This is a genomic window from Streptomyces sp. NPDC054863, assembly GCF_053610825.1.
The window spans coordinates 1-12149 of the sequence record NZ_JBSGZD010000243.1 but is presented as its reverse complement, the minus strand read 5'-3'; the positions used below and the strand labels follow the sequence as shown (position 1 = coordinate 12149).

At 71.4% G+C, this 12149-nt stretch carries 10 protein-coding genes; 2 read left to right on the top strand and 8 right to left on the bottom strand.

The window, feature by feature from the left end; translation table 11 throughout:
* Positions 1 to 168 precede the first annotated feature (168 nt).
* Complete coding sequence (nucS, locus tag ACWGIG_RS30130; RefSeq protein WP_453324852.1) at positions 169 to 840, bottom strand: endonuclease NucS; 672 nt, start codon at positions 838 to 840, stop codon at positions 169 to 171.
* 246 nt (positions 841 to 1086) lie between these two features.
* Between nucS and ACWGIG_RS30125 the strand changes: the two genes are divergently transcribed.
* Positions 1087 to 1479 carry an SCO5389 family protein gene (locus ACWGIG_RS30125; protein ID WP_398421401.1) on the top strand — a complete coding sequence of 131 codons (393 nt, stop codon included), beginning with the start codon at positions 1087 to 1089 and terminating at the stop codon, positions 1477 to 1479.
* A gap of 109 nt (positions 1480 to 1588) precedes the next feature.
* Here the strand turns inward: ACWGIG_RS30125 and ACWGIG_RS30120 are convergent, their stop codons facing one another.
* The gene (locus tag ACWGIG_RS30120) at positions 1589 to 2617 is read right to left on the bottom strand and encodes an LLM class flavin-dependent oxidoreductase (protein ID WP_453324851.1); all 1029 of its coding nucleotides are present in this window, start codon (positions 2615 to 2617) and stop codon (positions 1589 to 1591) included.
* Positions 2618 to 2834: 217 nt separating this feature from the next.
* On the opposite strand from ACWGIG_RS30120, the gene ACWGIG_RS30115 reads away from it, so the two are divergent.
* Positions 2835 to 3170, top strand: coding sequence for an ATP/GTP-binding protein (locus ACWGIG_RS30115; RefSeq protein WP_453324850.1), 336 nt, complete (start codon positions 2835 to 2837; stop codon positions 3168 to 3170).
* A 6-nt stretch (positions 3171 to 3176) separates the two neighbouring features.
* On the opposite strand, the gene ACWGIG_RS30110 is transcribed toward ACWGIG_RS30115, so the two are convergent.
* From ACWGIG_RS30110 to scy, 6 genes are all read right to left on the bottom strand, one after another.
* The gene (locus ACWGIG_RS30110) at positions 3177 to 4016 is read right to left on the bottom strand and encodes an ABC transporter permease subunit (protein ID WP_453324849.1); all 840 of its coding nucleotides are present in this window, start codon (positions 4014 to 4016) and stop codon (positions 3177 to 3179) included.
* Positions 4013 to 5272: an ABC transporter ATP-binding protein gene (locus ACWGIG_RS30105; protein WP_453324848.1), complete on the bottom strand. Its 1260-nt coding sequence runs from the start codon at positions 5270 to 5272 to the stop codon at positions 4013 to 4015. The genes ACWGIG_RS30110 and ACWGIG_RS30105 overlap by 4 nt, the downstream gene beginning before the upstream one ends.
* A 178-nt stretch (positions 5273 to 5450) precedes the next feature.
* Positions 5451 to 6221 (bottom strand): ABC transporter permease, encoded by a 771-nt coding sequence (locus ACWGIG_RS30100; RefSeq protein ID WP_453324847.1) that lies wholly within the window; start codon positions 6219 to 6221, stop codon positions 5451 to 5453.
* A gap of 1 nt (position 6222) precedes the next feature.
* Complete coding sequence (locus ACWGIG_RS30095) at positions 6223 to 7185, bottom strand: ATP-binding cassette domain-containing protein (RefSeq protein WP_453324846.1); 963 nt, start codon at positions 7183 to 7185, stop codon at positions 6223 to 6225.
* 85 nt (positions 7186 to 7270) lie between these two features.
* Entirely contained in the window at positions 7271 to 8212 is a 942-nt protein-coding gene (locus ACWGIG_RS30090; protein WP_189826712.1) for a coiled-coil domain-containing protein, read from the bottom strand.
* Positions 8213 to 8497: 285 nt separating this feature from the next.
* Positions 8498 to 12149: polarized growth protein Scy (gene scy, locus ACWGIG_RS30085; protein WP_453324845.1), on the bottom strand; the 3652-nt coding region annotated here is incomplete at its 5' end.

The following is a 12149-nucleotide window of genomic DNA, read 5'->3' as shown; positions in this document are numbered from 1 at the left end:
ACCCCCCCGGCCACCCCGCCCGCCCCGCCGCCCGCGCGGTGGTCGCCGCGCGCGTAGGGCCGGGACCGCCCCCACCAGGGGGGGGCCCCACCTGTTTCCGGGGGGCCGCCACGGTCGTGTTCCGGAGCGGTGTCGCGGACGCGGACCGGTCGTTGCCGGGCGGTCCGGCTAGAAGAGCCGCAGCTTGTCGTCCTCGATGCCGCGCATCGCGTTGTAGTCCAGGACCACGCAGCGGATGCCGCGGTCGGTGGCCAGTACGCGGGCCTGCGGCTTGATCTCCTGGGCGGCGAAGACACCGGTCACCGGCGCCAGGTGCGGGTCGCGGTTGAGGAGTTCGAGGTAGCGGGTGAGCTGCTCGACGCCGTCGATGTCGCCGCGCCGCTTCAGCTCGACGGCCACCGTCGCGCCGTCCGCGTTGCGGCAGAGGATGTCGACCGGGCCGATCGCCGTCATGTACTCGCGGCGGATCAGCGTGTAGCCGTCGCCGAGGGTCTCGATGCGGTCGGCGAGCAGCTCCTGAAGGTGTGCTTCCACGCCGTCCTTGATGAGACCGGGGTCGATGCCCAGCTCGTACGACGAATCGTGGAGGACTTCCTCCATCGTGATGATCAGTTTCTCGCCCGCTTTGTTGATCACGGTCCAGACACCGGCGTCGTCACCGGTGCCCTCCTTGAGGGTGCAGGGCGGGGACATCCAGTTGAGCGGCTTGTACGCCCTGTCGTCCGCGTGAATGGAGACGCTGCCGTCCGCCTTCACCAGGATCAGACGGGGGGCGGAGGGGAGGTGGGCGGTGAGCCGGCCCGCGTAGTCCACGGAGCAGCGGGCGATGACGAGACGCATGGGGAGCAACGCTACTCGACGATGCGGGGTGGACGCGATTCGCCCTGTAAGACACCTGTACGCCACCCTTCGCAAGCTTCACGAAACCCTCTGTCAATGGCTGGTTGTGTGTGCAATCCCCTGTCGCGGCATGGGCGGCGCGCTTACCGTGGATGCAGGAGGTCGCCGTGCGTGCACGCTGCGTTGCGGCTCTCCTGCCCTGCCCGGAAGACCCCGTCTCGGTGCGGGGTCGCGAGAGGAGAACCCATGTCGCTCGACGTCTCACCGGCACTGTTGGAACAGGCCGAGCGAGGCGAGGTCGACGAAGCCGACTTCGTCGACTGCGTCCGGACCTCCCTGCCCTTCGCATGGGAGATGATCAGCTCGTTGGTGGCCCAGCTGAAGGTCGACGGCGGACAGTTCGCCGACAACCAGACGCCTCCGCCCAACGAGCAAGCCCGCGGCCAGCTGCTGCGGGCCCTGGCGAGTGACGCCATCCGTGGTTCGCTGGAGCGTCACTTCGGAGTACGTCTCGCATTCCAGAACTGTCACCGCGTGGCGGTGTTCCCGCTGGACTCCTCGGTCGACGAGCGGCTCGCCCGCTTCACGTCGGTCCGCGGCCAGTTGCTCAACCAGTCGCCGGAACTGCGGGACTGCTGACGTCTGAGGCTGCCGCTCCCGCGTCGCGGGAGGTGTACTGATGCCGGAGCGGCAGCTCCCCGGCAGGCCGCGTGAGAAATCCCGTTCATGACCGCGCTCGTGGCAGCGCTCATGACAGCAGTGCGCGCACCTCGGTGCCCAGTCGCCGTACGTTCTCCTCCGTACAGGCGAGGTCGCCCGACCCCTCGGTCAGCAGCGCGAAGCGAGTGATTCCGGTCCTTTCCGAGGTCGCCGCCAGCCGGTCCGCCGCCAACTGCGGCGTACCCACCGGGTGCAGTGCGCACAGCTTCTCCGTGTAGGCCACCGGATCGCGCATCGCGCGGTGCCGGCCGTCGATCGTGACGTGAGCGTCCAGACCCTGTTTCAGCCAGCCCGGCATCGCCTTGGTGAGGGCCTCGCAGGCGTCCTCGACGGTGTCCGCGATTTGCGCGACACCGGCCGAGATGTGGCCGGCCGTCGCGATCTCCTCGGCCGAACGTCCCGCGGCGCGGGCGTGCGTACGCCACAGGGCGGTCATCTCCGCCTTGTCCTCGTCCCCGCAGTGCATCCCGAGCAGCATCGGCAGCCCCTGCTCGGCGGCCAGCTTCACGCTCTTCGGCGAGGTGCACGCGACGACGACCTCGGGCCCCGGCGCGCACTCCAGCTGCTCGTCCGGCCTGGGCACGACCGCGACCTCACGGAAGCGGTAGCGCTCGCCCCGCGCCTCGACACGCGGCTCGCGCAGCCAGCGCAGCAGCAGGTCGAGGGATTCCGGGAAGCCCTCCTCGTACGCCTTCAGGCCGCTGCCGAAGACCTCCAGGTCGACCCACGGGCCGCCGCGTCCCACCCCGAGGGTGAAGCGCCCGCCCGACGTGAGGTGCAACAGGGCCGACTGCTCCGCCACGTTGACCGGATGGGCGGTCGGCAGGACGGTCACCGCCGTGCCCACCCGGATCCGGCGGGTGCGGCCGAGCAGCAGCGCGGCCAGCGTCACGGCCGACGGACACACGCCGTACGGAACGAAGTGGTGCTCGGCCAGCCAGACCGAGTCCAGGCCCGCGTCCTCGGCGACCTCGGCCGTCCGCACCGCCCGGTGCAGGGCTTCCCCCTGCCCCTGGCCCGGGAATTGGGCCGCCAGTACAAAAGCTCCAATGTGCATCGCCCTCTGCCTCCTTCTTCAGGCTCCGATTCGGCGATCCCCCACTGGCATTAACGTCTGACAAGTGCCAAAGGCACGGGCCCGCGCAAAGATCTTGTGATTTTCCGGCCGGTGGTGCTCCGGGGCTACCGGAGCACTCCCTCCAGTGGTACGCCTACCCCTGCCGAATGGGCCTAGGCTGGGGGAAATCCGTCCGCCCAGCCCCATGAGGTGCTACGTGTCCCCGCGCCGCAACCGCCCCCGAGGCGGCGAGAACCCGACCGCGAGCAGCGGAGGCGGCGGTGGTTCACCGGACCGGTTCGGCCTGCAGCGCAGCGAGTCGTGGCAGGGCGAGGAGTGGCTGGTGCGGCAGGTCAGCGGGGCGAGTGCCCAGGGCAAGCGCTACCGCTGCCCCGGCTGCGACCAGGAGATCCCCTCCGGCGTCCCGCACGTGGTGGCCTGGCCCGACTACGGCGGCGTCGACGACCGCAGGCACTGGCACAAGGCCTGCTGGAACGCGAAGGACCGCCGCACCACGCAGGTGCAGCGGTCCCGCAACGCGCCCCGTCACTGACGTCGCTCAGACGTCCCGCTTGTTCTGGACGGCGAACGCGAGGCCGAGGAAGGCCGCCGTCAGGGCCGCCATGATCAGCAGCGGGTACCAGCCGGTCGGGCCGCCCTCGCCCATCGCGGTGCCGTAGAAGACGGCGAGCTGGCTGGGGATCGAGTACTCCAGCAGGAACTGCTGCACGTCCTGGAGCGAGCTGGCCATGAGGAACAGCGCCAGCACCAGGGGGAGCAGCACGATGCCGATCATGACCGTGATCGCGCCCGCGGAGTGCCGGACCAGCGAGCCGATCGCGAGCGAGAAGAGTCCCAGCAGGGCGACGTAGAGGCTGACGCCGACGGTCGCCCGGAGCCACTCGTCGCCGCTGGTGACGCCGCCCAGCACGCCCGCCATGAGGACGGCGATCAGGGCGGTGGCGACCAGCGTGAGGGTGAAGGTCAGCAGGAAGAAGACGACCGACTTCGCCGCCAGCACGCGACCGCGGCTGGGGCAGGCGGTCAGGGTGGAGCGGATCATGCCGGTGCCGTACTCGGAGGCGATGGTCATCACGCCCAGCGTGATCACCGGCATGACCCCGAGGAGCACACCGATGAAGCCGAGGGAGAGAGGCGACTGCCCGGCGGGGACGCCCTCGTCGAGGGCCGCCGCCATGAGGAAGGTGATGAGCGCGCCGACGCCGAGGATCAGCACGACCATCACGCCGAGCGTCCAGATCGTGGAGCGTACGGAACGGATCTTGGTCCACTCGGAGGCCAGCGCGTCCGCGAGCGTCGCGCGGCGCAGCGGCACGGGGGACACGTAGCCGGACGTGTGCTGCTGGTGCTGCTGGTACGGGGTCGAGGGAGTCGTCATCGGGCGTCCTCGGAGGTGTCGCTGGTGGTGTCGTCGCTCTTGCTGAGCTGCGGGGCGGGCGCGGCGGCCGGGGCGGGTGCGGCGGCCGGTGCCGCGTCGGCGGGCGCCGGGGCGGCCGGGGGAGTGGCCGGGGCCGCGGGCGGCTGCTGTGCGTACGGGTTCTGCTCCGCCGGTACGGGCGCGCCCGCCACGGATCCCGGAACCCCCGGGTGCGGCTGACCCGGCTGGGGCGGCGGCGGGGCGTACCAGCTCTGCTGCGGCGGCCCCTGCGGGACGACGGGCGTCCCGGGCAGGAGCGCGCCCGTGGGGTCCGCCTGCGCGAAGCCCGCGAGCTGGTCGTCGGTGGAGCGGTAGTCGACGGCGGCCTGCGTCATCCTCATGTAGGCCTCCTCCAGCGACGCCTGGTGCGGGGACAGCTCCCACAGCCGTACGTCCGCGTCGTGCGCCAGGTCGGCGATCCGCGGCAGTGCGAGACCGGTGACGCGCAGTGCGCCGTCCTGCTCCGGCAGGACCTGACCGCCCGCCTCGGTGAGTGCGGAGGTCAGTTTCTCGCGCTGGAGGGGGTCGGTCTGCGGGGTGCGGACGCGGGCGAAACCGGCCGAGTTGGCGGCGATGAAGTCCCGGACGCTCATGTCGGCGAGCAGCCGGCCGCGGCCGATCACGATCAAGTGCTCGGCGGTGAGCGCCATTTCGCTCATCAGGTGCGAGGACACGAAGACCGTACGGCCCTCGGCGGCCAGCATCTTCATCAGGTTGCGCACCCAGAGGATGCCCTCGGGGTCGAGGCCGTTGACCGGCTCGTCGAAGAGCAGCACCTGCGGGTCGCCGAGCAGCGCCGCCGCGATGCCGAGCCGCTGGCCCATGCCGAGCGAGAAACCGCTGGAACGCTGCTTGGCCACCTCCTGGAGGCCGACCACCCCGAGCACCTCGTCGACCCGGGAGGCCGGGATGCCGGAGAGCTGGGCGAGCGAGAGGAGGTGGTTGCGGGCGCTGCGCCCGCCGTGCACGGCCTTGGCGTCCAGCAGTGCGCCCACCTGGCGGGGTGCGTTGGGCAGCTCGCGGAAGGGGTGGCCGCCGACCGTGACGCGTCCGGAGGTGGGTTCGTCGAGACCGAGGATCATGCGCATCGTGGTGGACTTGCCGGAGCCGTTGGGCCCCAGGAACCCGGTCACGGTTCCCGGCCGCACCTGGAAGGACAGGTTGTACACGGCCGTCTTGGCGCCGTAGCGCTTCGTCAGGCCGATTGCCTCGATCATTCTCCAGCCCCATCGACAGATCGTCGGGGCGCGGTCACTTTCAGTGATCCTTCTTGCCCCCGTAAGCAGTAGGAGCTTAACCAGGGGTGGGTGGTTCCGGCCAAGAACGGGTGTTCGTACTTGAATCCCAGGAGTCCCTGGGTCTCGGGCGTCCTTGAATCCAGGGCGACCTCGAATCTCAGGCGTCCCGCCGCTTCAGCACCAGCCAGCCGGAGAACACCGCGACCACCACCCACAGCAGCATGATCCCGAGCCCGGCCCACGGCCCGTACGGCGCGACGTCGTTCTCCGGGGACACCACCTGCATGATCTTGCTGCCGGCCTGGTCCGGAAGGTACTGCGCGAACTTCCGGGTGGCCTCCACGGCGCCCAGGATCGGCGCCAGCAGGAAGAAGATCGGCATCAGGATGCCCAGCGACAGCATCGGCGAGCGCAGGATCATCGTGACTCCCATCGCGAACACCGCGATCAGCGTCATGTAGAGGGAGCAGCCGATCACCGCCCGCAGCACGCCCGGGTCGCCGATCGACGCCTGGTACGAGCCGAGCGCCGCCTGCCCCACGAAGAACGTCACGAAGCTCGTGACCAGCGCGATCACGAAAGCCAGCAGGGTCGCAATTCCGATCTTGCTGAACAGGAAAGTGCCGCGCCGCGGCACCGCCGCGAGCGAAGTGCGGATCATTCCGGTGCTGTATTCGTTGCCGACGACGAGCACTCCGAAAACGATCATTGCGAGCTGGCCGAGACTGGTCCCCGCGAAACTCGTGAACGTCGGGTCCACGAACTGGAGCTCCCGCGCGTTCATCTTCCCGAACTGGTCCTTGGACAGCAGACTGATCAGAAATCCGAGCCCGACGGTGAACAGCACGGCGAGCCCGAGCGTCCACACGGTGGACCGCACCGACCTGATCTTGGTCCATTCCGATTTCAGCACCTGTACGGCAGCCATGTCAGACTCCGCCTCCCGGCTTGGTCCAGCGCGGATCCGACTGCGTTTCGGACCGCGGGTCCGAGTGCGCGTGGTACTCGACCGACTCCGCGGTGAGCTGCATGAACGCCTCCTCCAGCGAAGCCTGCTGGGGGCTCAGCTCATGGAGGACGAGCTGGTGCTGCGCCGCCAGCTCGCCGAGCTGCTCGGACGTCGCCCCGTCCACTTCGAGGGTGCCGTTCCCGGCCGTCACCACCGTCACCCCCGCCTGGTGCAGCACGTCCCGCAGCCGCTCCTGCTGCGGGCTGCGCAGCCTGACGTACGAGCGTGAATTGGTGCGGATGAAGTCCGCCATGGACGTGTCGGCGAGCAGCCTGCCCTGGCCGATGACCACCAGGTGCTCGGCGGTCAGCGCCATCTCGCTCATCAGGTGCGAGGAGACGAAGACCGTGCGCCCCTGGCCGGCGAGGGACTTCATCAGATTGCGGATCCAGTGGATGCCCTCGGGGTCGAGCCCGTTGACCGGCTCGTCGAACATCAGGATCTTCGGGTCGCCGAGCAGCGCGCCCGCGATGCCGAGCCGCTGCCCCATGCCGAGCGAGAAGCCCTTGGAGCGCTGCTTGGCGACCGCCGTCAGTCCGACGGTGTCGAGGACCTCGGCGACCCTGGAAGCCGGGATCCCATTGCTCTGCGCGAGGCACAGGAGGTGGTTGTGGGCGCTGCGGCCACCGTGCAGGGCCTTGGCGTCCAGCAGGGCGCCCACGTACTTCAGCGGGTCCTTGAGGTCGGTGTAACGCCTGCCGTCGATCCGGACGCCGCCCGCGGTGGGGCGGTCCAGGTCCAGCATCATGCGCATCGTGGTGGACTTGCCCGCGCCGTTGGGGCCGAGGAAGCCGGTGACGATGCCGGGGCGCACCTGGAAAGTGAGGTCGTCGACGGCCAGCTTCTCGCCGTACCGCTTCGAAAGGCCCGTTACCTCAATCATGCGGCCACGCTAAGGGCGCACAAAGCCCCCCGCCACCGCAAGGGTGACAGGGGGCCCAGGACCGCACCAGAGGTACGAAGAGGGACTAGCGGGACTGCTGGGCCGGGACTCCGCGGGAGATCGGCTCGTCGTCCACCGGGGCACCGGCGGCGGCCACGGCCGCACCGGTCAGCGTCGCCAGCATCTCGCGGACGTTGGTGAGCTGGGCGTTGATCGAGTCGCGGCGGTTGGTGAGCGCCGCCAGCTCGCGCTCGGACTCGCTGCGGATCCGGTCGGCCTTGGCGTTCGCGTCGGCCACGATGTCCTCGGCCTGGCGCTGCGCCGTCTCCACCGTCTGACGGGCGCGGCGCTCCGCGTCCGTACGCAGCTTCTCGGCCTCCAGGCGCAGCTGCTCCGCCCGGTGCTCGATCTCCGCGAGACGCTTCTCCGCCTTCGCCTGACGCGACGCCAGGTCGCGCTCGGACTGCTCGCGGCGCTTGGCCAGGTTGGTCTCGAAGTCCGCGGCGGCCTGGGCGGCCTTGGCACGGGTCTCCTCGAAGAGCGCGTCGGCCTCCTCGCGCTTCGACTGCGCGTCCTTCTGCGCCTCGGAACGCAGTTGGGCGGAGTCGCCCTTCGCCTTCTCGACGATGCGGACGCCCTCGTCCTCGGCCTTCGCCTTGCGCTCCGCGGCGAACGACTCCGCGTCGTTGCGCACCTGCTGGGCGGCCGACTCGGCCAGCTCGCGGTGCTGCTCGGCGGCGCGACGGGCCTCCTCACGCAGGTCCTTCGCCTCCTCCTCGGCAAGACGGAGGATCTTCTCGACGCGGGCACCGAGACCGGCGTACGACGGCTCGGCGTCGTTCACCTGGGCCTGCGCGTTCTGCGTTTCGAGGTGGAGCTCCTCGATGCGCTTCTCCAGCGAGGTGATCCGGGCGAGAGCACTGTCACGGTCGGCGAGCAGTTTGGCGATGCGGTCGTCCACCTGACCGCGGTCGTAACCACGCCGCACCTGCTCGAAGCCGTATGGGGAGGCGGATGTGTCGCTCATGAGGTTCCTGTCGAATGAGACCGGTGAGGTGATAGGGGAATCCTAGGGGCCATTGCGGCGTGTCATCGAGCCAATGCCGGTTAGATCTGGAGAATGACCCTCCTTTTGAGTGGCAACCTGCCGGACCGCTTGCCACTCGCACGGATGAACACCTCGTCAAACCTGCCTGGAATCACAGCTCAATCACAAGTGGAACATCAGCCACGGAATCGTTCCGGCGAACCGTCCGAACCATCCGCCGACTTCCGTGCCCACCGCTCCGCCGTGACCGCTCCGTGAAACCCGTCAGCCGTCCGAGGACTTGCCACCCGATCGAGTCCCGCCCGCCGCCGCACCGGCCTTGACGCCGCCCGAACCCGAGCTGTTGGCCGGCTTGCCGCCCCCGGACGGTGCCTCGAATGATTCCAACGCCTCAAGGACGTCCTGGACACGGGAGATCTCGGTCTGAATGTCCTCGCGCCTGCGCACCAGGACGTCCAGCTCGCGCTGGCCCTCGGCGACCGTGCGCTCCGCCTCGGCCTTCGCCTCGTCCCGCAACTTCGTTGCCTCGCGGACCAGTTCGGCCTTCTTCTGCTCGGCCTCCTTGAGCAGTTGCTCGGCCTTCTTGACCGCCGCGATCCGGACCTTCCCGGCCTCCGAACTCGCCTCGGACGTCAGGGCCTTGGCCTTCGCCTCGGCCTCGGCCTGCTGCTCGGTGGCCGCCTTCATCAGCTTGTCGACGCGCTCACCGGCCGTCTTCATCTGCTCGGAGGTCTCGCGGCGCGCACGCTCGTGCAGCTCCTCGATCTCACCCTCCAGGCGGGACCGCAGCTCCTCCGCCCGCTCCCTTATGGCGGTCGAGTCCCGGCGCGCACCGACCAGCAGCTCGTCCGCGTCCGTACGGGCCCGCTCCACCAGCGAGTTGCCCTCGACCTTGGACTCCGAGACGAGCCGGTCGGCCTCCTTGCGGGCCGCGCCGACCATCATGTCGGCCTGCTCCTCGGCCTGGGTGGCGGCCCGCAGCGCCTCCTCCTGGGCCTTCGCCACGAGCTGGTCGGCCTGCTCCGCGGCGTCCGCACGCCGCTTGGCAGCGGCCTTGCGGGCCTCGTCGAGCAGCCGGTCCGCCTCGCTGCGCGCCTCGGAGCGCAGCTGCTCGGCGGCGCTCTCGGCGTCCTCGCGGTGCTTGGCTGCCTCGCTGCGGATCCGCTCGGCGGCCTGCTGGGCGGAGCCCACCGTGTCGGCGGCCTCCGCGCGCAGCCGCTCGGCCTCGCCCGTCGCGTCCGACACCAGTTGATCGGACTTCGCGGTGGCGGCCGTGACCCGCTTCTCGGCCTCCCGCGTCGCGTCCACGACCAGCCGCTCGGCCTGCTGAAGCGATTCGGTGGTCAGCTTGTCGGCCTCGCCCGCGGCCTCCGTGATGAGCTTGTCGGCCTGCTCGGCGGCGTCCGTACGGCGCTTGTCGGCGGCCTTGCGGGCCTCGTCGAGCACCTGCTCGCCGTCGGTGCGCGCCGCACTGCGCAGCCGCTCGGCCTCCGCCTCGCCGTCCGCCCTGACCTGCACGGCCTCGGCGCGCAGCCTCTCCGCGTCCTGCTCGGCCGTGGTCAGCGTGCGGGTGGCCTGCGCGGTGAGCCGCTCGGCCTCCGCGGTCGCCTCGGCGAATGTGCGGGCGGCCTCCTGATCGGCCTTCGTCCGCACCTCCGCGGCCTCGCGCTGAATCTGCTCGGCCTCGGTGCGCGCCTCGCCGATGAGGAGGTCCGCCTGCGCGGCGGCCTCGTTGCGGATGCGGTTGGCGTCGTCGCGGGCCTCCGCCCGGGACTTCGACGCCGCCTCCTCGGCCGCCGCGAGGGCGTCCGACGCTTCGGTACGGAGCTGCTGGGCGCGCTCCTGCGAGTCCGTCTTGAGGCGCTCGGCCTCCGTGATGGCGTCGCCCACGGTGCGCTCGGCGAGCGCCTTCGCGGCGTCCGTCTCCTCCTGGGCGCGGCTGCGGATCCGGTTGGCGTCCTCGGTGGCCCGCTCCCGCTCGGCGTACGCGTCGGCGCGGACCCGGTCCGCCTCCTCCTGCGCCTCGGACCTCGTACGCTCCGCCGCGTGCTCGGCGGCGCTGCGCAGCCCGGCGATCTCGTCCTCGGCCTGCTCCTGGAGCCCGGCCACCGCGTCCCGCACCTGCTGCGCGGTCTGCTCGGCAGCCGACACCAGCTCGGTGGCCCGCCGGTCCGCGTCCTCGACCAGACGCTGCGCCTCCGCCTGCGCGTCCTCGACCCGCTTGCGGGCCGACGCCAGGAGCTCCTCGCTCTGCTCGCGGGCCTGGGCGCGCTCGCGCTCGGCCTCCTCGCGGGCGTTCTCCAGCGTCTCGCCGGCCTCGCGCCTGCGCCGTACCGCTTCCTCCTGTGCGGCGGCGAGAGCCTCCGCCGCCTCGCCCGACACCCGCTCGGCCGCCGCGGCGGCCTCCGCGCGCACCCGGTCGGCGCTCTCCTGCGCCTCCGTCTTGAGCCGCTCGGCCTCCGCGGACGCCTCACTGCGCAGCCGTACGGCGACGGACTCGCCCTCGGCCCGCGACTGCGACGCGTCCGCCGCGGCCTCGCCGCGCAGCCGCTCGGCCTCCGCCTCGGCCTGCGCCTGCAGCGTGCGCACCCGCTCGGCCGCCTCGGCCCGCAGCCGCTCGGACTCCTCGCCGGTCTCCCGGCGGATCCGCTCCGCCTCCTCGCGCGCACCCGACAGGGTCTCCTCGGAGGACGCGAGACGCTGCTCCGCGTCGGTGCGCAGCCGGTCGAGTTCCTCGGCGGCCTCGGCCTGACGTGCGGCGACGGCCCGGTCGGCGTCCTCGCGCAGCGCCATGACGGCGGCCTCGGCCGCCGCCTTCGTCGCCTCCGCCTGCTCCTCGGTCTCGGCGCGCAGCCGGTCCGCCTCGGCGCGGGTGCGCTCCAGCGTCTCCTCGGCCTGCTTGCGCAGCGCGTGCGCCCGCTCGGTGGCCTCGGAACGGATCTGCTCGACGTCAGAACCCGCGGTCGCCCGCAGCTCCTCCGCGTCCGTACGCGCCTTGGTCAGCAGCTCCTCGGCGGTGCTGGCCGCCTCCTCGATCTGCTGGACGGCCTCCCGGCGGGCCTCGCCGCGGATCCGCTCGCCCTCGGCGACGGCCTCGGAGCGCAGCTGCTCGGCCTCGCCGCGCAGCCGGCGGGCCTCCTCCTGGAGTTCGACCGTCTTGGCCCGGTACTCCTTGGTGTCGTCCTTGGCCGCGCCCTTGAGCTCGTCGGCCTGCTCGGCGGCGTCCCCACGCAGCCGCTCCGCCTCGGTCTCCGCCTCGCGGCGGATCCGCTCCGCCTCCTCGGCGGCCTTGCGGGTGGTCTCCCGGGCGTCCTCGGACGCCTTGGTGAGGACCTCCTCGGCGCTGCGGGCGGCCTTGGCGAGCTGGGCGGCGGAGTCCTCGGACGCGACGGTACGGGCCTTGTCCGCGGCCTCCTTCACCACGCGCTCGGCCTCCGCGCGGGCGTCGGCGAGCGCCTGCTCGGCCTCCGCCTTCAGCGCCTCGGCGTCCTTCGTCGCCTCGCCGACGAGGCGGGCGATCTCGGACTTGGCCGTACGGGTGCGCTGCTCGTTGACGGACTCGGCGCCGGAAAGCTGCTTGGAAGCGGCCTCCTTGGCCTCGGAGAGCACCTTCTCCGCTTCGAGCCTGGCCTCGCGCAGTGCCGTTTCGGCCTCCTGCATCCGCGCCTCGGCGGTCCGGCTCAGCTCGGCGGCCTGCTTGCGGGCCTGGTCGGACTCGGTCGTCGTGGTCGTACGGAGCTGCTCGGCGTGGGTGGTCGCCTCCTGCGCCTGCGTGGAGGCGGCGTTCAGCAGCCGTTCGGCGTCCTTGCGGGCGCGCAGCAGCGTCGACTCGGCCTCGGTACGGGCCGCTTCCGCGTCGGCCGCCAGCAGGCCCTCCGTCTTCCCCGGGTACGCCTGACGCACCGCCGCCGTGTCC